We start from the raw sequence: 22,983 nt of genomic DNA, 5'->3' as shown, positions 1-22,983 counted from the left end.
TGTCAGAAAATGTCGCGCAATTATACCCGACGTGCGTTGCGATCATACTCATCAAAATAATTTACGATACCGCTGACAATCGCTGAGGCAATTTTGGTACGAAACTCCGGGGTGCGGAGCAGCCGCTCTTCCTCGGGATTGGTGATAAAAGAGGTTTCCACCAGCACCGAAGGAATAGAAGGGGATTTCAGCACCGCAAAGGCTGCCTGTTCGGTGTTCTGGCTGTGCAGATGGTGCACCGGGCGAATCTGTTTCACCACGTGCTCACCCAAAATCAGGCTGTTTTTAATGGTGTCGGTCTGCACCAGATCGAACAAGACCTGCTGGAGATAGTTGTCTTTATCTTTCACCGCCGCGCCGCCAACGTCATCCGCCGAGTTCTCTTTATTCGACATATAACGTGCCATCGCACTACTGGCTCCGCGATTGGAGAGCGCGAAAACGGAAGCACCGTGTGCATCCGGGCTGGTATAGCCATCGGCGTGGATGGACATAAAGAGATCGGCACCGTGCTGATGTGCAATCTCTACGCGCTGGTAAAGCGGAATAAAGTGGTCGCTATCGCGCGTGAGTCGCACTTCAATATGTGGATGCTCTGACAACTGCTGGCGGACGTTATTGGCAATATCCAGCACGATGTGTTTTTCTTCAGAACCCTCTTCACCCAACGCCCCGGGATCAATACCCCCGTGACCAGGATCAATCATCACCAGTCGGGTTTTATTACGTGGCGGCGCATCATGGGAAATCGCTTTCGGTTTATTGCCCCCTGAGGAGACTTTTAAATCAACCTGCTCTTCATGAGCCAGGGTCGCGCGGGGGGACAGAATCGCCAATGCCAGTCCTGAAAGCAGCAGTTGGCGACGATGGACCAGGCGCTTAAGCAGTGAGATATTTTTCATGCAAGGGGATCTCTGAGTCATTATATTCAGATCGTTATATCGTAACGTCTGCCATCGTGCGACAGCCTAATCATTTCAGTTTTTTACCTGGTATTTCAGCGACCTGATTCGCGGTCACGATTTTTTTTGCCGCAATCGGGCGGATGCAGGGTTGCGCTGGCGGCTAAATACGTAATAATCAGCGAATTGCGGCTAATACGGGTGATAACAAATGGAAATACGTGCTTTCCGCCAGGAAGATTTTGAAGAGGTGATAACCCTCTGGGAGCGTTGCGATTTGTTACGTCCCTGGAACGATCCAGAGATGGATATTGAACGGAAGATGCGGCACGACCCGGACTTATTCCTTGTGGTGGAAATTGGCGGTGAAGTGGTGGGTACGTTAATGGGCGGTTATGACGGCCACCGTGGCTCCGCTTATTACCTTGGCGTGCACCCGGGTTATCGCGGGCGCGGATTTGCCAATGCGCTGATGAATCGCCTTGAGAAGAAATTAATTGCGCGCGGCTGCCCGAAAATCAATTTAATGGTCAGAGCGGAAAACGATCAGGTGATCGCGTTTTATGAAAAACTCGATTACGAAGAAGAGACTTCAGTGGCTTTCGGTAAGCGTCTGATTGAAGATCGTGAATATTAATTAATCGTGCAGCTTAAATATCATCCCGACGAATATGACCTGCGCGGTCAGTTAAGATTACCGCTGTTATTCTGGCTGGTGCTGTTATTACAGGCGCGAACCTGGCTGATATTCATCATGGCTGGCGCTTCTCGTCAGCAGGGTGATGCCTTGCTGTCGCTGTTCTACCCTGACCCGCAGGCATTTTGGCTGGGTCTGGTATTGGGCATTCCTGCCTTAGCGGCGCTGCTACTGACTGGGTATCGTCAACGCTGGCCGCGCGTGTGGCAGTGCTGGCGCAGTGTCCTGATTGTGGCCCTGTTACTGGCGAGTGTCAGCCAGGCATGGCAGATGCAGCAGGTGGGACTCGCGTCTCCTTTACCGCTCCTGTTTACCCTGTTTGACCTCCTCTGCTTGTGGTGGCTATGGCGCAGCCCGCGCCTGCGCGACTGTTTTTTACCGCCAGACCATCACGATGAATAAACTTTTTGCCCTGACAGGACTCAAAGGGCAGTCTGAATTTTTCAAGGAGTTTGCATGAAAGCAGTTCGATCCTCGATGCTGGTGATGGCATTGGTGTTATCCGGTTGTGCCAGTTCGGGTAGTGCATCTGGTGCACAAGAAGGCGTGAGCTGGTGGAACCCACTGAGCTATCACTGGTCTGCTGCCTTGCCGTGGCACTGGTTTGGCAGTTCGCTCAAGGTCAGCGACCAGGGCGTTGGCGGGCTGAATGGCTCGACGTCAATGGATCAGGCGGCGATCAACAGCGGTCTTAACGGCGACTATCAGCTACGCCAGGGGATGCGCGGTCACAACGGTGAGGTGATCAACTTCTGGCAGGCGCTGGATGATGGCAAAGTCAAACTGGTGGTGTATGGCACAACCCAGGTTGATCGGATTGAGGTGCTGGATGCCGATATTGCCAGCACTGATGGCCGTAAAGTGGGCGATCGCTTCAGCGATACCTTTAGCAAAGCGTTTGGTCAATGTGAGTTAGCCAGTGACAGCAGCAGTTCATCTACCGCCGTCGAGTGTAAAGTGCCGGGCAGTCAGCATCTCCGCTACGTTTACAGCGGCGAGTGGCATGGGCCTGAAGGGCTGATGCCTGCGGATGACACGCTGAAAAACTGGACCATCAGTAAAATCGTCTGGCAGCGCTAAACTCGAAGATATCCGCTGTTGTGGCGGAACAATTGACTCAAGCGAGTCACCTATTAACCGACATTTAGAACAGGCAATGCCCATTTGCATGGGCATTACCGTCTTCACCGGTTGGTTAATGAGAGGTGACTTTTGCCGCTATCTACTCCAGTTTTTCCCTCACATACGCTGCTATCTTCCACATCCTTCCCATTAATGCGCAGTACAGAGCCGTCTACCAACTCCTTAACGGGATGGGCTGAAAAACTCACGGCTCGCGGATTCACCGGGATGAGTAAGCAGACGCAAATTATTTTTGCCGACGATCGGGTATTGGCCCCGCAGGACAATTTAACGCTGCCAGACCGCCTGCAACGCGCCGGGGATTTCGGTACGCGCGTGTTTAGCAACATGATGCAGATTGAAAAAGGCAGCCAGGCACAGAGGAACGTGGATTTTTTATCACTGCTGCCTTTTATGTCGGCAGCGGGTTTTTTTAGTGCAGGATTACTGGCGGCCCGACTCGATCCCCATGAAAAATTTACCGTAAAATTCAGCAGTATGGTGGGGAAAGGGGGGATTGCTGAGCGGCTGACCGGTTCCACCAATCAAACCTATCTCGCCTGGGAAATTGCGGCAGGAAAGCTGGATCATGACACGCCGGCATCGGGCGGCATCGTTAACTTTCGCTTTATGCATATCAACGCGCAGGATGGCCCGCGCATTACGCAACTGAAGTCCTTAGGGCACAGGCTACGGCAAGACTGGCAAACGGACATCATGCGCTTAATGCAGGCGGGAAATGGAGAATTTGCGAAACGCTCGGGGCAAGCAGATGCCAGCGCTGTACGGGCTATACTGTCCAGCCTGCAATCTTCACCGCAGTGGCAGAAAAGTCTGAGTCAAAAGGCGCAGCGCGCAATCACGCGCACGCAGGAACGTGACGGACAGGTCATTATTCCCAATCTCTACGGTTACCCTTTTAGCGGTTATGCGTTTATTCCCTATAAACCCTACCAGGGAAATTATCAGCAGCGTCCCAACCAGGGCGTGATGCTGAACTTACGCCGTGGCACCCTCAGCGAAATTCGCGGTGATACCGCTTTTGCCGGTTGGGCGAAACTTAACCGAAACGACCTGCTGCAAAGTTTAAATGCCCGCGATCGACAGGGTGGGATGGATGCACACTGGCCGGCAGCGGGTAAGGTGCTGGATGACCTGATCGCCGGACGCAAAGTGACGCTGGAAGGCTACAACAATTTCTTCAGCGATCGCGCAATCCCGATAAGAGAGGTATTCAACTACGCCGCGGCCAGGGCCAGTGACTACCAACTCAAGTATGGCAGTCTGGATAGCAGCAATAATCCCGTAGCCACACATTTCAGTGCGATGAATAAAAAAAACCTGTTATGGAATGATCAGACCAGCGTATTCAGCGATACGGCACAGCGCTGGAAAGCAGCTAGTGAGTTTTGGGATAACACCTTTGGATTCTTGCCAGTGATCGGCAATTTGGGCGGTATCGTTTTTGGTGCCCATAATGGGCTGTTCGGTATGATGGCCACCGACAGAATTGGCGGTAACGCCGGGGCAATTATTGCGGGTCTGCAACTGGTAGCCGAAACGGCGCAGGGCATCGAGGGGGCAACAACCGAAGCCTTTGAATGGAAGTTCAGCCAGTCGCGCCAGGAGCTTCATTTTAGCGATGCGGGCGAAAATATCCCTTCTGAAAATCCTGTAGCCATGAAAGCAGGGCAAACTCAACAGAGTAATATCATTCCCGGAACAGGAATCAGTGAAATACCTCTCCCCTCACGCAGCGTGAAAATTGACTTCAGCCATCCTCTGTTACTGGGCGTGGTAGAAAAATCTATCCCCGAATCCAGCGTAATGAAATCGCCATTTGCGGCATGGATCAATGGTCGCTGGTCCGCGCTGATGTTCGATCCAGAAAAATACAGCTGGTTCGAGATGAGTACGGGTGATTATCTGGCATTTAATCAGGACACCCAAAGGATGGAGAAAACAGCGATTCCTGTGCCAGCAAATGAGAAACAGCGGAGCATTTCGATGAAGCTGTTCAAGATTGATCGCTGGCCAGAATTGCCTGATGTCACGGGTGTCAGTGCTGAGCCGCAGGCACGTGTTGTGCCTCGTAATATTGAGCAAATATGGATTGGCTCGATTGATAAGCTGATCGCACAGAAAACCACTATTAATGCCAATGCTCGTATGGCGGAAACCAACAGGTTTACATTCAATCTACATGTTCTGCCCGAGGAGAGCGCTAACGATGTGATACAGCAGGCGAAGCGGCATTTTCCGGCGGCAAACATGATTGATATGCGCATCAGTCCAGAGTTTCAACGTTTCCGTAAGTCAAAATATCATCAGGTATTTAAGCCACTGATCGCCGGTAAAGATGCCAATCGCGCCGCCGCTACCGATATCTATCGTTTCTGGCTTTTAAACAGCAAAGGAGGATGTTATCTGGATATCGATGATCGGCTAAAACCTGGGTTTTTTTTCAATATTATGCGCACCGCACCTGACAATATACTGCCCTCGGCGATAGTCAGCCTTGAGACGTTATCTATGGATGGCGCGATCAACAGCAATTTTTTTGGCGCACATGCTGGCAGCCAGTTGCTACAAGAGATACTGGAAACCGGGTATCTCCGCTGGCAGTTAAACCCGGATATCTATCGCAACCGGCCGCGCATATCGCCTAAAACCCCCTATACAAAGGATATGAAGCAGGCGATGAAAATTTATATGAGCAACGTGTCGCGAACCTGGGGACCCACCACGCTGAGCGATCTGTTTTTTCGCCGTAATCCCGATTATTTGCGTTTCAAAGCATCGCTGGACATTATCTTCCACCTTAGCCAGCGCGGCATCACTTCCCCACAGTGGGTTGCCTGGATTCGCAACTATGACAACGCGCTGTTTGGCCCCAGTAACCAGATTCAGATGGGGTCGATGCACTCCTGGGAGCACTCTCGCTAAACCCGCAAGATAACAGGTCGGTCCGGCCCGATGGCACCGCCTCCTGATTCCCGTTTACCGCATAAACTTCCCCGCCCGCTTATGCTTTTTTAGACTTTGAAATCAGTAATCGATATATAAAACCGCTACAGGTTTGTGGCGGGTTATAAATAAACTGAGCGACATGCATAAGACCACTTTTGTTGCGGAGATTACGGTGGCGCAAATCCAATTCTTACGGGCCCAACCCGATAGTCACCTTGTAGCGGCGGAGTGCGGTTAATGTTTGCAGCCAGTCATAAACGCGTATTGCCTGGATTTGGCCTCAGCCTTGGCACCAGCCTGCTGTTTACCTGCCTGATCCTGCTGTTGCCTATCAGTGCGTTGCTGTTACAGCTCTCACACATGACGTTCTCCGAATACTGGGCGGTGATAACCAATCCGCAGTTGGTGGCCGCTTACAAAGTCACGCTGCTGTCGGCGGGTGTGGCTTCCGTGTTTAACGCGTTTTTCGGCATGCTTATGGCATGGATCCTGACTCGCTATCGTTTCCCTGGCCGTATTCTGCTGGATGGATTGATGGACTTGCCGTTTGCGCTGCCTACCGCCGTGGCGGGTTTGACCCTGGCAAGCCTGTTCTCACTTAACGGCTGGTATGGTCAATGGTTGGCACCGCTGGATATCAAAGTCACCTTTACCTGGCTCGGTATCACCCTGGCGATGGCATTTACCAGCGTACCTTTCGTGGTGCGTACGGTGCAGCCAGTCCTGGAAGAGCTGGGGCCAGAGTATGAAGAGGCTGCGCAAACGCTCGGCGCGACCCCGTGGCAGAGCTTCCGCCGCGTAGTGCTGCCAGAAGTGGCACCGGCACTGCTGGCGGGCACTGCGCTTTCCTTCACCCGCAGTCTCGGTGAGTTTGGCGCGGTGATCTTTATTGCCGGCAACATTGCGTGGAAGACGGAAGTCACCTCGCTGATGATCTTTGTCAAATTGCAGGAGTTTGATTACCCAGCGGCCAGTGCTATCGCTTCGGTGATCCTCGCGGCTTCGCTGCTGCTGCTGTTTGTCATCAACACGCTTCAGAGCCGTTATGGCCGTCGTATCGGAGGTCATTAATGGCGGAAATTACCCAATTCAACCCGCGCGTAAGGCAGCGGGTTAACTGGACTAAATGGGTACTGATCGGCATCGGCGCGCTGCTTTCGCTGCTGCTGCTGGTGGTTCCGATGATTTACATTTTCTGGGAAGCGTTGCAGCAGGGCTTTGGCGTTGCTTTTACCAACCTGAAAAATGCCGACATGCTGCGCGCGATCTGGCTAACCATCATGATTGCGCTGATCACCGTGCCGGTAAACCTGGTGTTTGGCACGCTGCTGGCCTGGTTGGTCACCCGGTTTAGATTCCCAGGGCGTCAGCTGCTTCTGACGCTGTTTGATATTCCGTTCGCGGTTTCCCCGGTGGTCGCAGGGTTGATGTACCTGCTGTTCTGGGGGATCAACGGCCCAGCCGGAAGCTGGCTGGATGCACACAATATTCAAATCATGTTCGCCTGGCCGGGCATGGTACTGGCCACCGTGTTTGTGACCTGTCCGTTTGTGGTACGCGAGCTGGTGCCGGTGATGTTAAGCCAGGGCAGCACGGAAGATGAGGCGGCAATCCTGCTTGGGGCTTCCGGCTGGCAAATGTTCCGTCGCGTCACCTTGCCAAATATCCGCTGGGCGATGTTGTACGGCATCGTGCTGACTAACGCGCGCGCCATTGGTGAATTTGGTGCGGTATCGGTGGTGTCAGGCTCGATTCGCGGTGAAACCTATACCCTGCCGTTGCAGGTTGAATTACTTAATCAGGACTACAACGTGGTAGGTGCCTTTACTGCCGCTGCGCTTCTCACCCTGATGGCAATCGTCACACTGATTCTGAAAAGCGTGCTGCAATGGCGTATTGAGCAACAGCTGAAGCGCGCACAGCAGGAGGAAAATAATGAGCATTGAGATCGGTAAAATTAATAAATCCTTCGACCGTACCCCGGTCCTGAAGGACATCTCTCTGGATATTCCTTCTGGTCAGATGGTGGCGCTGCTTGGCCCTTCCGGTTCAGGAAAAACCACGCTGTTGCGCATTATTGCTGGCCTGGAACATCAGAACAGTGGGCATATTCATTTTAACGGTAAAGACGTCAGCCAGCTGCATGCGCGCGATCGTCAGGTCGGTTTCGTGTTCCAGCACTATGCGTTGTTCCGCCATATGACGGTGTTCGACAACATCGCCTTTGGTCTGACGGTGCTGCCACGTCGTGAGCGTCCTTCAAAAGCCGAAATTCAGAAACGCGTTACGCGCCTGCTGGAGATGGTGCAACTGGCTCATCTGGCGAATCGTTATCCTGCACAGCTTTCCGGCGGACAGCGTCAGCGTGTGGCCCTGGCGCGTGCGTTGGCGGTGGAACCGCAAATCCTGCTGTTGGATGAACCTTTTGGTGCACTGGATGCGCAGGTGCGTAAAGAGTTGCGCCGCTGGTTGCGCCAGCTGCATGAAGAACTTAAATTTACCAGCGTGTTCGTTACCCACGATCAGGAAGAGGCGATGGAAGTTGCTGATCAGGTCGTGGTCATGAGCCAGGGCAATATTGAACAGGTTGGCACACCGGAAGAGGTGTGGCGTGAACCGGCAACCCGCTTTGTGCTGGAATTCCTTGGCGAAGTGAATCGCTTTAGTGGCTCGGTGCAGGGTTCGCAGTTCCATGTTGGCGCACACCACTGGCCGTTGGGCTACACGCCTGCGCATCAGGGCGAGGTTGATCTGTTCCTGCGTCCGTGGGAAGTGGATGTCGCGCGTCAGAGCAGCCTGGAAACGCCATTGCCGGTTCAGGTGGTTGAAGTCAGCCCGCGTGGTCATTTCTGGCAACTGATTGTGCAGCCAACTGGCTGGCAGGGGGATGAGTTCGCGCTGGTGTATGGCATTGGCGGAGCGGCCCCACTGCGTGGCGAACGTCTGTTTGTTGGCTTGCAGCAGGCGCGTCTCTATCAGGGACCTACGCCGCTGCGTGCGGTTGCGTTTGCTGAAAGCGCCTGATATTTTTTCAGGACTCCGGGCGGGAATTTTCCCGCCCGCTTTGTTTATGCCGGAAGATCGCTGTGACCACACTGGAAAATACCATTGGCAACACGCCACTCATTAAATTACAGCGCCTCGGGCCAGATAATGGCAGCGAAGTCTGGTTAAAACTGGAAGGCAATAACCCCGCAGGTTCGGTAAAAGATCGCGCCGCCTGGTCCATGATTCACCAGGCTGAATTGCGTGGTGAAATCACGCCTGGTGACTGCCTGATTGAAGCCACCAGCGGCAACACCGGCATTGCACTAGCGATGATTGCTGCGATGAAAGGCTATCGAATGCGTCTGCTGATGCCCGATAACATGAGTGAGGAACGTCAGGCCGCGATGCGCGCCTACGGCGCTGAACTTGTGCTGGTCAGTAGCCAACTGGGGATGGAAGGCGCACGGGATCTGGCCCAACAGATGGCGTCGACGGGGCAGGGCAAAGTGTTGGATCAATTCAACAATCCTGATAACCCGTTAGGCCATTATCAGACCACCGGCCCAGAAATCTGGCAGCAAACCAGCGGACGCCTCACTCACTTCGTTTCCAGCATGGGCACCACCGGCACCATTACTGGCGTAGGGCGCTACCTGAAAGAGCAGCAAGCTGGCGTACGCATCATCGGTTTACAACCGGCCGAAGGCAGCAGCATTCCCGGCATTCGCCGTTGGGCACCCGCTTATTTGCCGGGCATCTATCGTCCTGAGCTAGTGGATGAAGTGCTGGATATCGCCCAGCATGACGCCGTAGAAACCATGCGCGCCTTGGCGCGGCGTGAAGGCGTGTTCTGTGGCGTTAGCTCTGGCGGTGCCGTCTCAGGTGCCTTGACCCTCGCACAACGCAATCCAGGCAGTGTCGTGGTCGCGATTATCTGCGATCGTGGCGATCGGTATCTCTCAACCGGTGTGTATTAATGAACTTTCTCCTTATCTTTCTCTCTGAGTGTAGCTAACGCTCACTCCACGCTATTTTTTGTTTATAGTTTCCTGAATAAATCTGTAAGGAAGGCGTAAAACCGGCTGCATGTCGCACGCGCTCGGGACAAAATAGCGGCAATTTCAGTTGAGGATAAAGATGAAAATTCTGCTTGTTGATGATGATTTAGAATTAGGCACCATGTTGAGCCAATACCTGATTGCCGAAGGGTTCGATGCGCATCTGGTACTCAATGGTGCAGCCGGTATTGAAGGTGCTCTGTCTGGTGAATATACCGCGATGATTCTGGATATCATGTTGCCGGACATGAGCGGTACTGATGTGCTGCGTCAGGTTCGCCAGAACAGCCGGATCCCGGTGATCATGTTGACCGCCAAAGGTGACAACATTGACCGCGTCATTGGCCTGGAAATGGGCGCAGATGACTACGTGCCAAAGCCTTGCTATCCGCGTGAACTGGTAGCACGCCTGCGTGCTGTGCTGCGCCGTTTCGAAGAGCAAGCGCCACTGCCGGATAAAAAAGAGCTGCTGCGTTGGGGCGATTTGACCCTGAACCCGGCGACTCGCATCACGGAATGGCAGGGCAAAACCTTTGACCTGACCGCGTCTGAATTCAATCTGCTTGATCTGCTGATGCGTTCGCCCGATCGCGTGGTCTCTAAAGATGAACTGTCAGAAAAAGGGTTAGGTCGTCCGCGTGAAGCCTATGACCGCAGCGTCGATGTGCATATCAGTAATATTCGTCAGAAACTGGCGGCACTGACAGCAGATAACGTCAACATTGAAACGGTGCGTAGCATCGGTTATCGCATCCGATGAGATACAGCTATCGCGGCAGGATGTTCTGGAAAATCCTGATCGGCTTCTGGCTGGTGTTTATTATCATCAGCCAGCTGCTGTGGTTGGGTTTTTCCCTCTCCGGGAACCGTCATGAGCCGCCAGAGATTATTGCGGTGCGCCGTATTGTCAGCCTGCAAATGGCTTCAGCGGTTTCGGTGCTGGAACGCGGTGGGCCTGGCTCACTGGACGATATGATGGCGGACTGGGAAGAGAATGATAAACGCTTCTTCTCGGTGATCCAGCATGACAAACCTGCCAACGCGAAGGTGACTGAACCACAGAATTTCGCTCCGCCTTTTGAGGGCAAATTCCCGGACGTGATGGTGCGTTGGGTGCGTGGTGCGGATGGTAAAGAGTACGAACTCCGCTATGACATTAAAGGGATGCGTGAAGACACGGGCATTGGCTTCCAGCCGATGAAAAGCTTCCTGAACATCCCTGAGCCGATGATCATTTTCACCGGACCGTTGGGGCTGCTGTTCAGTTTGCTGCTGGCGTGGAACCTGACGCGTCCGATGCGACAGCTGCGCGAAGGGTTTCGTCGCGTCAGTAGCGGTGATTTGTCGGTGCGCCTCTATCCGTTGATGCGTAAGCGTCATGATGAAATTTCTGATGTAGCGCAGGACTTTGACGCGATGGTTGAGCGTTTAAATACGCTGGTACGCGCCCGCGAAGAGCTGCTGCATGATATTTCACATGAGCTACGTTCCCCGCTGGCACGCTTGCAACTGGCCACAGGGCTGGCACGGCAAACGCCAGCCAGCGTAGAGGCTTCGCTGGATCGTATCGACGAAGAGGCCCGTCGTCTCGACAAGATGATTGGCGAGCTGCTGACGTTGTCCCGCGCTGAGCATGAGAGTATGCCGGATGAGCAATATTTTGATCTCACCGGTTTATTGCAGGCGGTTGTGACAGACGTGCGGTATGAAGCGCAAATCCCTGGCGTTCACGTCGATTTCAACGTGGATGAATCAGCTGATTACACCGTGCGGGGTAATGCAGAACTGGTACGACGCGGCGTGGAGAACGTGTTGCGTAATGCGTTACGTTTTTCGCTGCCCGGTCAACATATTCACGTGCAGCTCCAGGCAGAGCAACACTGGCTGGCGATCCGTGTGGGCGATCAGGGGCCGGGAGTAGACGAAGATAAGCTCTCCAGCATCTTTGATCCGTTTGTTCGAGTTAACTCACCGCTGCAGGGTAAAGGTTATGGTCTTGGCTTAGCCATCGTACGCAAGGTGGTGCTGGCGCATCATGGTGAGGTGCAAGCGAGTAACCGGCCAGAGGGTGGGTTAGAGCTCACCATCCGCCTGCCGCGCTGGACGGCGTAATCCTGGCGCTGAGCTGAAATCGGGATGAAAAAAAAGCACCTGGTAACAGGTGCTTTTTTGTTTAGCGTTTGTGCATTACTTCTTAATGCGAATCACCGGGGTTTCACCTGCAGTGACCTGACCTGACAACTTAACCAGATCCTTGATCTCATCCATATTTGAGATCACTACCGGGGTTAAGGTTGATTTGGCTTTCTCTTCCAGCAATGGCAGATCGAACTCGATCACCACATCGCCTTTTTTCACTTTTTGGCCTTCTTCCGCAATACGTTTGAACCCTTCGCCTTTCAGTTCAACCGTATCAATGCCAAAGTGGACAAACAGTTCGATGCCATTGTCTGACTCGATAGAAAACGCGTGGTTAGTTTCAAAAATTTTGCCGATGGTGCCATCAACTGGCGCTACCATTTTATTACCGGTCGGTTTGATCGCGACCCCGTCGCCAACAATTTTTTCAGCAAACACGACATCAGGTACGTCTTCAATATTGACAATTTCGCCTGACAGCGGCGCAACGATCTCAATAGTCCCTGAAGCGCTCTCTGATTTCTCGCCAAAAAGTTTAGAAAACAAACCCATGATCTTCTCCTAAGCAGTAATATTGGGCCAGCGTCTCGCGGTTCAGCAGAGTGTCTTTTCCTTGATAAATTTGTTGACCAAATTCATCAGATCTTCCGCTGTGGGTTGAGCCAGAGCCTGCTCTGCCAATGCCTTAGCATCTTCGAAATTAGTATTACGAATAATTTTCTTGATGCCAGGGATCGAAATAGCACTCATGCTGAATTCATCCAGCCCCATTCCCAGTAACAGTAGTGTAGCACGTTCATCACCTGCCAGCTCACCACACATACCGGTCCATTTGCCTTCGGCGTGTGAAGCATCGATCACTTGCTTGATGAGCGTCAACACTGACGGCGTCATTGGATTATAAAGATGGGAAATCAGATCGTTACCGCGATCGACTGCCAGAGTATATTGCGTCAGGTCGTTTGTTCCAATACTAAAGAAATCAACTTCTTTTGCTAAATGGTGGGCAATCACCGCTGAAGCTGGGGTTTCAACCATGATGCCGACTTCAATCGTCTCATCAAAAGCTTTACCTTCGTCACGTAATTGCTGCTTCAGCAGTTCAACTTCGCCCTTCAAAATGCGCACTTCTTCCACGGAGATAATCATCGGGAACATGATGCGCAGTTTGCCAAACGCAGAGGCCCGCAGAATCGCGCGCAGCTGTGCGTGCAGAATGTCTTTGCGATCCATAGCAATACGGATAGCGCGCCAGCCAAGGAAGGGGTTTTCCTCTTTTGGCAGGTTCATGTACGGCAGGTCTTTATCCCCACCGATGTCCATGGTACGTACGATAACGGCATCCGCGCCGACGGCTTCAGCCACGGCTTTGTAGGCCTTGAACTGCTCTTCTTCCGTTGGCAGGCTATCACGATCCATAAACAGGAATTCGGTACGATACAGGCCGACACCTTCAGCACCGTTGCGCTCAGCACCTGCGACATCGCGCACGGTGCCGATGTTGGCGCACACTTCTACCTGATGTCCGTCCAGCGTAATGGCTGGCAGATCTTTCAGTTTCGCCAACTCATGCTTTTCTGACAAATACTGGGTCTGAATGGCTTTCAGTTCTTCAATCTTGTCGTCAGTCGGATTGATGTAAATGTCGTTGTTCACGCCATCCAGAATCAGATAATCGCCATTCTTAATGGTCGCGGTGACGTTACCGGTGCCGACAATCGCTGGAATTTCCAGAGAACGGGCCATGATGGAGGTGTGAGAGGTGCGACCACCCAAATCAGTGATAAAGCCCAGCACTTTCTGTAAGTTGAGCTGTGCGGTCTCTGAGGGGGTTAAATCGGTTGCGACCAGAATAGACTCATCCTGAATTGCACTTAAATCGACAATATGCAGACCCAGAATATTGCGCAGCAGGCGTTTACCGATGTCACGCACGTCTGCGGCACGCTCTTTCAGGTATTCATCATCCAGCTCTTCCAACGCCTTCGCCTGGCCATCGATCACTTCAAACACGGCAGCGTCTGCGGTTTGGTGATTTTTCTTGATCAGGTCAGTGATTTCCTGTTCCAGCTCTTCATCTTCCAGCAACATAATGTGGCCTTCAAAGATGGCAGCTTTCTCTTCACCCAGGGTCTCTTCCGCTTTCGCGCGAATCGCTTCCAACTGGACTGCCGCTTTACCACGGCCATCAAGGAAGCGCTGAATTTCGCTCTCTACGTCGTCAGCGGTGATTTTTTTGCGGCTGATGACAATTTCATCTTCAATCAACAGAAGCGCTTTGCCGAAGGCGATACCCGGAGATGCTAAAATGCCTGAAATCATAACCTTACCTTTTCTTCTCGATGGCTCATGGACCCAATGCAAAGACAGTGTCGCGGAGCGGTATTCTACAGATGCAATAACGCGGACATGTTGTCCGCGATCAATAGAGTGCTGTGCGATCTCGCTGCGGAGTCGGTTTGCTGCAAGCGGGAGGTGTTATTCCAGTTCCGCCATCAGCTTAACCAGGTGTGCTACAGCCTGCTGCTCATCTTCACCCTCAGCAGAAAGCGTCACCACAGTACCCTGAGTCAGGCCCAGAGTTTGCAGCTTGAACAGGCTCTTAGCGCTGGCAGATTTACCGTTTGAAGTCACAGAGATGTCTGACTGAAAGGCCTTAGCTTCCTTAACAAACTGTGCAGCCGGACGGGTATGCAGGCCATTAGGTGCGGTAATGGTAACTTCTTGCTGGAACATGCTATTTCCCCAACTTTATCAGGTTTGGTGTTATGGATCTAAAGTCTAGCCTGGTGCCTGAACTTTAGCCTCACCAGGGATGCTTACCGGCTCGTACCGAGCCACAATATGCCTGGGAGGTGATGATTTTGCCTGAAGTGCTGACACTTCCACCCGTTAGTATGACGCTATTCAGCGTATCGCCAAATGAGTAAATCGATTCAGCTTAGGTGGTCAGATTAATTTCAGGCTTCGAAATAATTTTCAGGTTAAATACCAGAGCTAGCGGAGAGAGACAATCTGTTGGGTGATAAAATTGGGATCTGCGCCACAAAAAAGCACCCATTTGGGTGCTTTTTGCGAGCCAGAGCTTATTGCTGCAACTCTTTCTCAGTGAAGAGATCGGCGAACAGGGCAGTGCTTAAATAACGCTCGCCAGAAGAGGGCAGGATAACCACAATGTTCTTATTGGCGAAGGCTTCATCTTCCTGCAATTTCAGCGCGGCGGCCACCGCAGCACCGGAAGAGATCCCCGCAAGAATACCTTCTTCTTCCATTAACTGGCGTGCGGTATTGATGGCGTCATCGTTGCTGATTGCCACTACGCGGTCGACCAGTTTCAGGTCCAGGTTGCCAGGAATAAAGCCCGCACCGATACCCTGAATTTTATGTGGGCCAGGTTTGATCTCTTCACCCGCCAGCGCCTGAGCGATCACCGGGGAATCCGTCGGCTCAACGGCAACGGTGATCAGATCTTTTTTACCTTTGGTATTTTTGATGTAACGGCTAACACCGGTCAGCGTGCCGCCAGTACCCACACCGGCAATAAACACATCCACTTCACCGTCGGTATCTTCCCAGATCTCTGGGCCGGTGGTTTTTTCGTGGATTTCCGGGTTGGCTGGGTTGCTGAACTGCTGCAGTAAGACAAACTTCTCTGGGTTCTCAGCCACGATCTCTTCGGCTTTGGCAATCGCACCCTTCATGCCTTTTGCGCCTTCAGTCAGTACCAGGTTGGCACCCAGCGCTTTCAGCAGTTTTCTGCGTTCAACGGACATGGTGTCCGGCATGGTCAGCGTCAGTTTATAGCCGCGAGCCGCTGCCACGTAGGCCAGAGCAATACCGGTGTTACCGCTGGTTGGTTCAACCAGTTCAACGCCGGGCTTGAGGATGCCGCGCTTCTCTGCGTCCCAAATCATATTGGCACCGATACGGCATTTTACGCTGAAGCTGGGGTTACGGGATTCAACCTTTGCCAGAATACGGCCATTGCCGATGCGGTTCAGTCGAACCAGTGGCGTATGACCAATCGTCAAAGAGTTGTCTTCATAAATCTTACTCATAGCCCGTCCTTAACTGTATGAAATATGGGAAACCCCCAGAGCATACCTTTTTCCCTTCACGGCGGAAGGAAAGAAAAGGCATATCTATATGTCACCTGGCAATAACCCCTGATCAAAATTGCATAAGGCTGATGCACCTTAGCGCGCAAGGCGCGAACGGTATTGATCAACCCACATCGCGGTTGCACCGCAAACCGCTACCGGCATAATCACCAAATTCACTACGGGGATCATGGTAAATAAACTGACCAGGGCACCAAATTGCATATGGGTGACTTTGTGCTGACGCAGCGCACTGCGCATCTGCGGGAAGCTGATTTTATGGTTATCGAACGGGTAGTCGCAGTACTGGATTGCCAGCATCCACGCGCTAAATAAAAACCACAGCACCGGGGCGACCGTTTGACCAAATCCGGGAATCAAGTAGAGCAGCAGCAGGCCCAGCGCACGCGGCAAATAATAGCCCAGCTTTTGCAGCTCACGCTTCATGATTCTGGGGATGTCTTTGAACATCGCAATCCAGCCGTTATCGACCAGAGGGCGTCCGGTCAATTGGCCTTCCAGCTGCTCTGCCAGCAGGCCGCAAAACGGGGCCGCAATCCAGTTGGCGATGGTGGAGAAGAAGTAGCTGAACACCAACAGAATAGAGATGACAGAGAGCGGCCAGAGTAGATAGCTCAGCCATTGAAGCCAGTCAGGAATTCGGGCCATTAAATCCGGGATCCACTGGCTCAGACGGTGGAACAACCAGTAAAACGCACCGCCCAGCAGCACAATATTGACCAGCAGCGGTACGATCACATAGCGCCGAATGCCAGGCAGGCCGACCAGCTTCCACCCCTGGCGAAAGTAGTGGATACCATTGGGGGATGTATCAGAATAATCTGTGGTCATGACGGGGGAAGATCTCCTTAAAGTGTCGCCGCGCGACTATCATACCCTGGCTATTTTCAGTATTCCGCCCTTGCGTGGACAAAAAAGCAGCAAAAAAACACTACCGGACACGCTTATTTGTCAGAAAATACTGCGCGCACTTGCACTTGTGTAGCAGGGCAAATACAGTTAGAGGATAAAGTTTGCCGTTGTGGCAAGGTATTGGATCAACAGAGAATACAATGATGCAGGATTTGCGTCTGATCTTAATCGTTGTTGGCGCGGTTGCCATTATAGCGCTACTGCTTCACGGGCTGTGGACCAGCCGTAAAGAGCGCTCCAGTGTGTTCCGTGACCGACCACATAAGCGTATGAAATCGCGTGATAACACCGAAGATGAAACCCTGAGTGACGAGGGCGAAGAGAGCATTGGCGAGATCCGTGCACACTCATCGCGTGAAGCTCATCAGGAGCCTCGCTTCGATGCCTATCAGGAAGCGCCACGTCAGCCTGCAGCACCGCCTGCCGCTGAACCGCCGCGTCAACCGGTGCCGCGTCCTGTCGCCTCCCCAGAATTTAATCATGCCGATCGCGATCCCCTGTTGGATACGCCGGTACAGCCGCGTCCGCAGCAGCCTGCTCCTCAGCCGGTGCGCGTTCAGCCTGTCCCTCAGCCTGAAATTGTACCGCCAGCGGCACCTGTTGCGCCGGTTCAGGCCGATCCCCTGTTTGACGTAGCGCCTGTTGAAGCTGCCCAACCAGTGCCTGTTTACCCGACAGAACCACAACCTGCTTACCAGGCTGCACCACAACCTGTTGCGCCAGTTGAAGTACCTGAGCCAGTGGCCGTTGAGCCAGAAGTGCGCCAGGCTGCGAAACCTAAAGAGACGGTATTGGTCCTGCATGTGGGTGCTCACGCAGGCGGAGCCTTAAATGGCGAAGCCCTGTTGCAGGGTATTTTGCAGGCGGGCTTCCAGTTTGGCGAAATGAACATTTTCCACCGTCACCTCAGCCCAGCGGGCAGCGGTCCGGTGCTGTTCAGCCTGGCGAACATGGTGAAGCCGGGTTCATTTAACCCAGACACCATGGGCGACTTCACCACGCCAGGTATCTCCATCTTTATGATGGTGCCTTCTTACGGTGACGCGAACCAAAACTTCAAGCTAATGCTGCAATCTGCTCAGCGTATTGCCGATGATGTCGGCGGCGTGGTGCTGGATGATGAACGCCGCATGATGACACCGCAGAAGCTCGAAACCTATAAAACGCGCATTCGCGAAGTGATCGAAGCCCGGGGTTAACGGCTCCGGCAGTAAATATCTCTTATAAACCCCCGCATGTCGGGGGTTTTTTATCTGATGGGGCTTTATGAAAACCGTCCAGGAACAGCTAACGGCGCTGCAAACTTCGCTGCGTCATCACGAATACCTCTACCACGTTATGGACGCACCGGAGATCCCGGATGCGGAATATGACCGTCTGATGCGCGAACTGCGCGAGCTGGAAGCGCAACATCCAGAACTGGTAACGCCTGATTCTCCTACCCAGCGCGTAGGGGCTGCACCCTTAGCGGTCTTTGAGACCGTCCGTCATGAAGTGCCGATGCTGTCGCTGGATAACGCCTTTGATGAAGAGAGCTTCCTCGCGTTCAACAAACGTGTGCGCGATCGGTTAAAGCAGACCGACGCAGTGACCTATTGTTGTGAACTGAAACTTGACGGCCTGGCCGTGAGTTTACTGTACGAGAATGGGTTGCTGGTGCAGGCCGCTACGCGCGGAGATGGCACAACAGGCGAGAATATTACCCATAATGTCCGCACCATTGGCGCTATCCCCCTGCGTCTGACCGGGGACAATATCCCGGCCCGCCTGGAAGTGCGCGGTGAAGTGTTTATGACCCAGCGCGGTTTTGAAAAACTGAATGACGAAGCGCGCAAAAGCGATGGCAAACTGTTTGCTAACCCGCGTAATGCGGCGGCTGGCTCACTGCGCCAACTCGATCCGCGTATCACCGCTAAGCGCCCGTTGACCTTCTTTTGTTATGGCTTTGGTGTGCTGGAAGGCGGTGAACTGCCGGATACACACTATGCGCGCTTACAGCAATTTAAAGCCTGGGGCTTGCCGGTCAGCGAACGCACCCGGCTGGCGAACAACGCCGAAGAAGTGATGGCATTCTACCGCGATATTGAACAGCAGCGTCCCACGCTGGGGTTTGATATTGATGGTGTGGTGATCAAAGTTAACGATCAGGCATTGCAGGAACAGCTTGGTTTTGTTGCGCGAGCCCCGCGCTGGGCCGTGGCCTTTAAGTTCCCGGCCCAGGAACAGATGACGGTAGTGCGTGACGTTGAGTTCCAGGTTGGCCGTACCGGAGCGATTACGCCGGTAGCGCGTCTGGAGCCGGTACAGGTGGCAGGCGTGATGGTGAGCAATGCGACGCTGCACAATGCCGATGAAATTGAACGTCTTGGCCTGCGTATTGGCGACAAAGTGGTGATCCGCCGCGCGGGTGATGTGATTCCGCAGGTGGTTAACGTCGTGACGTCTGAAAGACCGGAAGAGACGCGTGAAATCATCTTCCCTGAGCACTGCCCGGTCTGTGGTTCAGACGTGGAGCGAGTAGAAGGCGAAGCGGTAGCACGCTGTACTGGCGGCCTGATTTGCGGGGCGCAGCGTAAAGAGGCGCTCAAGCATTTCGTTGCCCGACGTGCGCTGGACGTGGACGGCATGGGCGATAAAATTATCGATCAGCTGGTGGAGAAAGAGTACGTACATACGCCAGCGGATCTGTTCCGTTTGACCGCCGGGAAACTCACCGGGTTGGATCGCATGGGACCGAAATCAGCGCAGAATATTGTCAATGCGCTGGAAGTGGCGAAATCAACCACGCTGGCCCGTTTCCTCTACGCTTTGGGCATCCGTGAAGTGGGTGAGGCGACGGCGGCAAATCTGGCCAGCCACTTTGGTGACTTACAAAAAGTGATGGATGCGGATCTGGACGCGCTGATTGCGGTGCAGGATGTCGGCACCGTGGTTGCCAGCCATGTGCGCAATTTTATGGAAGAGCAGAGTAACCGCGATGTCATCCGCCAGTTGACCGAAGAGATTGGCGTACACTGGCCGCAGCCAACGGTCATCGTGGCCGCTGAGATAGACAGCCCGTTTGCCGGTAAAACGGTGGTCTTAACCGGTTCGCTGTCGCAAATGAACCGCGATGATGCCAAAGCGCAGCTAACTGCCTTGGGCGCTAAAGTCAGTGGCAGCGTATCGAAAAAAACCGATCTGCTGATTGCGGGTGAAGCCGCCGGTTCTAAACTGGCGAAAGCCCAGGAACTGGGCATCGAGATTATTGATGAAGCCGAAATGATTCGTCTGTTAGGAGCCTAAGGTGGAGAAACAGCATCTGGTTGAAATCGCCAACACGGCAATGCCGTTTGGTAAATACAAAGGTCGGATGCTGATCGATCTGCCGGAACCCTATCTGCTGTGGTTCGCACGCGGGGGGGAGTTTCCCGCTGGGCATTTAGGGGAGTTGCTTCAGTTGACGCTGGCCATCAAAATTGAAGGACTTGAGGGGCTGGTAAAGCCCCTCAAGCGACAGCCTTAACTACTTCTGTGATTCCATCACACGCGGCGCGGCTTCTTTCTGCGCCTGTTTTTCACCGGCAGCTTTATAGCGCCCGGCAATGTAAGAGCAGATCATCAGCTGAACCTGGTGGAAGATCATCAGCGGCAGCAAGATAATCCCGATGGTGCTGGCAGGGAACAGGATATTTGCCATCGGCACCCCGTTTGCCAGGCTCTTTTTCGAGCCACAGAACAGCACAACAATCTCATCGGCGCGTTTAAAGCCAAACACGCGCGATGCAACGATGTTAATCAGCAGCGCGACAGCCAGAATGATCAGGCAGCCAAGCAAGATCCAGCCAAACGTCGCCAGCCCCACTTTATGCCAGATGCCGTTAACCACCGCCTCACTGAATGCCGAGTAGACCACCAGCAGAATCGAAGCCTGGTCAGTTTTACCAATCAAGCTACGATGTTTCTCTACCCATGCGCCAATCCAGCGGCGTGAGATATGACCAATCACGAACGGCACCAGCAGTTGCAGCATGATTTTGCCAATCTGCTCGAGGCCGTTGCCCGGCATTTCGCTGTGTACATTCATCACCAGGTTCACCAGCATTGGCGAAATAAATACACCCAGCAGGCTTGAGGCGGAGGCGGCGCACACGGCGGCTGCGACGTTACCGCCAGCCAGCGAAGTAAAGGCAATGGATGACTGTACCGTGCCCGGCAAGATACACAGGTAAATAAAGCCGGTGTAGAGGTCTGGGCTAATATTCAGCGGATGCCACCAGACAAACAGCAGGCCCAGAATCGGGAAGAGAATAAAGGTGCTGGTCATGATCCACAGGTGCAGTCGCCAGTGGCTACTACCCGCAATGATTTTTTCCCGCGAGAGTTTAGCGCCGTGCATAAAGAACAGCAGGGCAATCGCCGCGGTGGTGAGGTATTGGAAGAAATCGACAAAGCCGCCTTTAGCAGGGATAAAGGTAGCAAGCAGTAAGGTGATGATGAGTTTAACCATCATCGGATCAATTTTAAGGAAGCCCATTGTTACAATCCGGTTAACTTTATGACGGTGCTGATTGTGCAGGAGCTGGCTTTAGAAATAAAATTGATTTATTGCATCAATCTATGAGTATTTTCGATGAATTACACGTTACGTCAGATACGCACGTTTATTGCGGTGGCACGCTACGGTGGTTTTAGCCAGGCAGGGCAGGCGATTGGTCTGAGCCAGTCGGCGGTGAGCCACAGCATTAAAGAGCTGGAGGCGGAGATTGGCGTACGGCTGCTGGACCGCACAACGCGTGAGGTGATGTTAACCGAAGCCGGTCAGCAACTGGCGTCACGGATGGAAAGGCTGTTAGAGGAGATGCAAACCGCGCTGCTGGATATTCGCAGCTATGGTGAGCAGCGCAGCGGCACTGTGCGGGTGGCGGCGAGCCAGACCATTTCTGCGCATTTAATGCCGCAGTGTCTGGCGGCCAGTCAGGTACGGTTTCCCGACATTCGGGTTATTTTGCACGACCGCGTACAGCAGTGGGTGCTGCAAAGCGTGCGCAATGCCGAGGTGGATTTCGGCATTGTGATTGGGCCACTCGCTGACGCGGATTTTGATTCCGTGCCCATTCTTGACGATCCCTTTTTACTGTTGTGTCGTGAGGATGACGAACTAGCCAGCGTTAAAGAGGCGCGTTGGTCGATGTTGAATGGCCGCACCATGGTGTTGCAGGATTATGCCTCAGGCAGCCGTATTTTGGTGGATGCGGCCATGCAGCAACAGCAGGTGATGGTGGATGTGGTGCAGGAGATTGGGCATCCTGCCACCTTGCCGCCGATGGTGGAAGCGGGGATTGGCGTCAGTATTTTACCTGCGCTAGCGCTGCCATTACCGGCGGGTAATGCGCTGTGCGTACGGCGAATTTATCCTGAGGTCATGCGATCTCTGGTGTTAATTAAGCGCAAGAACCGCTCGCTGACGCCAGCAGCGGAAGCCATCTGGCAGGAAGTCCGCCTGCAGGCACAGTTGCTGACCGAACAGCGTCTACGCGCCCCGGCGTTTTAATCTTCACGGTATTAAAGATAAACAGCCCCACTGAAGCAGTGGGGCTCAGAGTCAGACGTAAACGTTGATCTGGTTAGTGGCGGTTGGGCGATTAACGCCATCCGCCTTGATTTCACTGGTTTGTTGGCTGGTTGGCGTTGTCGGCTGGGCCTTCTGCTCCTGCTGTTGTTCCAGTTGTGCAATCTGCGCTTCGATCATTTCGATTTGCGACTGCAACATCTCCTGCTCTTCCGCTTTCTGCTCATCAGTGAGGCTGTCATCGTTTGCCAGGTCGTTTAACTGCTTGGTAACCGACTGTACCTGTTTATTCAGGCTGGCAATTTGTGAACTCACATCGCCGCCGCCACTGCTGCTACTCATCGTACTGCTAACGGACCCAGAAATAGTGGTCATGGTTTTCTCCTTGCAAAAGTTCACAAGGGTTATCGGTTAGTCTGCCAGCGGGCTTGAGGTCATGGAGTGTTAAGATTTGGAAAAGTCAGGCGGTTGGCGGGTAAGTTGCAACAGGTAGAGCGTTGCGTAAACCGCAGAAACGAAAAAA

22 protein-coding genes are annotated in these 22,983 nt (G+C 53.2%); 14 read left to right on the top strand and 8 right to left on the bottom strand.

The window, feature by feature from the left end; translation table 11 throughout:
- Nucleotides 1–20: 20 nt before the first annotated feature.
- The gene (gene amiA, locus B880_RS0112215) at nucleotides 21–902 is read right to left on the bottom strand and encodes an N-acetylmuramoyl-L-alanine amidase AmiA (protein ID WP_017347702.1); all 882 of its coding nucleotides are present in this window, start codon (nucleotides 900–902) and stop codon (nucleotides 21–23) included.
- A 211-nt stretch (nucleotides 903–1,113) separates the two neighbouring features.
- On the opposite strand from amiA, the gene B880_RS0112210 reads away from it, so the two are divergent.
- From B880_RS0112210 to B880_RS0112165, 10 genes are all read left to right on the top strand, one after another.
- Nucleotides 1,114–1,539 (top strand): GNAT family acetyltransferase, encoded by a 426-nt coding sequence (locus tag B880_RS0112210; RefSeq protein WP_017347701.1) that lies wholly within the window; start codon nucleotides 1,114–1,116, stop codon nucleotides 1,537–1,539.
- Between the two features lie 3 nt (nucleotides 1,540–1,542).
- Nucleotides 1,543–2,001 (top strand): DUF2919 domain-containing protein, encoded by a 459-nt coding sequence (locus tag B880_RS0112205; protein WP_026042603.1) that lies wholly within the window; start codon nucleotides 1,543–1,545, stop codon nucleotides 1,999–2,001.
- A gap of 54 nt (nucleotides 2,002–2,055) precedes the next feature.
- Nucleotides 2,056–2,679 (top strand): RpoE-regulated lipoprotein, encoded by a 624-nt coding sequence (locus tag B880_RS0112200; protein WP_017347699.1) that lies wholly within the window; start codon nucleotides 2,056–2,058, stop codon nucleotides 2,677–2,679.
- Nucleotides 2,680–2,949: 270 nt separating this feature from the next.
- Nucleotides 2,950–5,667: a hypothetical protein gene (locus B880_RS25650; RefSeq protein WP_017347698.1), complete on the top strand. Its 2,718-nt coding sequence runs from the start codon at nucleotides 2,950–2,952 to the stop codon at nucleotides 5,665–5,667.
- A 261-nt stretch (nucleotides 5,668–5,928) separates the two neighbouring features.
- Nucleotides 5,929–6,762, top strand: a complete 834-nt coding sequence (cysT, locus tag B880_RS0112190; RefSeq protein ID WP_017347697.1) for a sulfate/thiosulfate ABC transporter permease CysT — start codon at nucleotides 5,929–5,931, stop codon at nucleotides 6,760–6,762.
- The gene (gene cysW, locus B880_RS0112185; protein WP_017347696.1) at nucleotides 6,762–7,637 is read left to right on the top strand and encodes a sulfate/thiosulfate ABC transporter permease CysW; all 876 of its coding nucleotides are present in this window, start codon (nucleotides 6,762–6,764) and stop codon (nucleotides 7,635–7,637) included. Before cysT ends, cysW begins: the two co-directional genes overlap by 1 nt.
- Nucleotides 7,627–8,715, top strand: coding sequence for a sulfate/thiosulfate ABC transporter ATP-binding protein CysA (gene cysA / locus B880_RS0112180; protein ID WP_017347695.1), 1,089 nt, complete (start codon nucleotides 7,627–7,629; stop codon nucleotides 8,713–8,715). The genes cysW and cysA overlap by 11 nt, the downstream gene beginning before the upstream one ends.
- Nucleotides 8,716–8,777: 62 nt before the next feature.
- A complete protein-coding gene (gene cysM, locus B880_RS0112175) occupies nucleotides 8,778–9,656 on the top strand; it encodes a cysteine synthase CysM (RefSeq protein WP_017347694.1) in 879 nt (292 codons plus the stop codon).
- A gap of 160 nt (nucleotides 9,657–9,816) precedes the next feature.
- Complete coding sequence (locus B880_RS0112170) at nucleotides 9,817–10,497, top strand: response regulator transcription factor (RefSeq protein ID WP_017347693.1); 681 nt, start codon at nucleotides 9,817–9,819, stop codon at nucleotides 10,495–10,497.
- Nucleotides 10,494–11,849 carry an ATP-binding protein gene (locus tag B880_RS0112165; RefSeq protein ID WP_026042602.1) on the top strand — a complete coding sequence of 452 codons (1,356 nt, stop codon included), beginning with the start codon at nucleotides 10,494–10,496 and terminating at the stop codon, nucleotides 11,847–11,849. The genes B880_RS0112170 and B880_RS0112165 overlap by 4 nt, the downstream gene beginning before the upstream one ends.
- Before the next feature lie 75 nt (nucleotides 11,850–11,924).
- Here B880_RS0112165 and crr read toward each other — a convergent pair whose 3' ends face one another.
- The 5 genes from crr to cysZ all read right to left on the bottom strand — a co-directional run bounded on the left by crr (nucleotide 11,925) and on the right by cysZ (nucleotide 16,828).
- On the bottom strand, nucleotides 11,925–12,428 hold the full coding sequence (crr, locus tag B880_RS0112160) for a PTS glucose transporter subunit IIA (protein WP_017347691.1): 504 nt from the start codon (nucleotides 12,426–12,428) through the stop codon (nucleotides 11,925–11,927).
- Nucleotides 12,429–12,470: 42 nt separating this feature from the next.
- Nucleotides 12,471–14,198, bottom strand: coding sequence for a phosphoenolpyruvate-protein phosphotransferase PtsI (gene ptsI, locus B880_RS0112155; RefSeq protein WP_017347690.1), 1,728 nt, complete (start codon nucleotides 14,196–14,198; stop codon nucleotides 12,471–12,473).
- A 156-nt stretch (nucleotides 14,199–14,354) separates the two neighbouring features.
- Nucleotides 14,355–14,612: a phosphocarrier protein Hpr gene (gene ptsH / locus B880_RS0112150; RefSeq protein ID WP_017347689.1), complete on the bottom strand. Its 258-nt coding sequence runs from the start codon at nucleotides 14,610–14,612 to the stop codon at nucleotides 14,355–14,357.
- 350 nt (nucleotides 14,613–14,962) lie between these two features.
- A complete protein-coding gene (gene cysK, locus B880_RS0112145) occupies nucleotides 14,963–15,934 on the bottom strand; it encodes a cysteine synthase A (protein WP_017347688.1) in 972 nt (323 codons plus the stop codon).
- Nucleotides 15,935–16,072: 138 nt separating this feature from the next.
- Nucleotides 16,073–16,828, bottom strand: a complete 756-nt coding sequence (gene cysZ, locus B880_RS0112140) for a sulfate transporter CysZ (RefSeq protein ID WP_017347687.1) — start codon at nucleotides 16,826–16,828, stop codon at nucleotides 16,073–16,075.
- Nucleotides 16,829–17,049: 221 nt separating this feature from the next.
- On the opposite strand from cysZ, the gene zipA reads away from it, so the two are divergent.
- The 3 genes from zipA (at nucleotide 17,050) to B880_RS0112120 (ending at nucleotide 20,414) form a co-directional block, all read left to right on the top strand.
- Nucleotides 17,050–18,108 (top strand): cell division protein ZipA, encoded by a 1,059-nt coding sequence (gene zipA, locus B880_RS0112130; protein ID WP_017347685.1) that lies wholly within the window; start codon nucleotides 17,050–17,052, stop codon nucleotides 18,106–18,108.
- A gap of 67 nt (nucleotides 18,109–18,175) precedes the next feature.
- Nucleotides 18,176–20,194 (top strand): NAD-dependent DNA ligase LigA, encoded by a 2,019-nt coding sequence (gene ligA, locus B880_RS0112125; RefSeq protein ID WP_017347684.1) that lies wholly within the window; start codon nucleotides 18,176–18,178, stop codon nucleotides 20,192–20,194.
- A gap of 1 nt (nucleotide 20,195) precedes the next feature.
- Nucleotides 20,196–20,414: a DUF3820 family protein gene (locus B880_RS0112120; RefSeq protein WP_017347683.1), complete on the top strand. Its 219-nt coding sequence runs from the start codon at nucleotides 20,196–20,198 to the stop codon at nucleotides 20,412–20,414.
- Here B880_RS0112120 and B880_RS0112115 read toward each other — a convergent pair whose 3' ends face one another.
- Entirely contained in the window at nucleotides 20,415–21,425 is a 1,011-nt protein-coding gene (locus tag B880_RS0112115) for a bile acid:sodium symporter family protein (protein ID WP_017347682.1), read from the bottom strand.
- 96 nt (nucleotides 21,426–21,521) lie between these two features.
- On the opposite strand from B880_RS0112115, the gene B880_RS0112110 reads away from it, so the two are divergent.
- The gene (locus tag B880_RS0112110) at nucleotides 21,522–22,442 is read left to right on the top strand and encodes a LysR family transcriptional regulator (protein ID WP_017347681.1); all 921 of its coding nucleotides are present in this window, start codon (nucleotides 21,522–21,524) and stop codon (nucleotides 22,440–22,442) included.
- A gap of 51 nt (nucleotides 22,443–22,493) precedes the next feature.
- Here B880_RS0112110 and B880_RS0112105 read toward each other — a convergent pair whose 3' ends face one another.
- Nucleotides 22,494–22,835 (bottom strand): FlxA-like family protein, encoded by a 342-nt coding sequence (locus tag B880_RS0112105; protein WP_017347680.1) that lies wholly within the window; start codon nucleotides 22,833–22,835, stop codon nucleotides 22,494–22,496.
- Nucleotides 22,836–22,983: the final 148 nt, after the last annotated feature.

Origin of the sequence: Pantoea sp. A4 (assembly GCF_000295955.2) — a bacterium.
Taxonomy (GTDB): domain Bacteria; phylum Pseudomonadota; class Gammaproteobacteria; order Enterobacterales; family Enterobacteriaceae; genus Pantoea; species Pantoea multigeneris.
The sequence above is the reverse complement of the archived record's forward strand: the minus strand, read 5'-3'. Positions and strand labels throughout refer to the sequence as shown.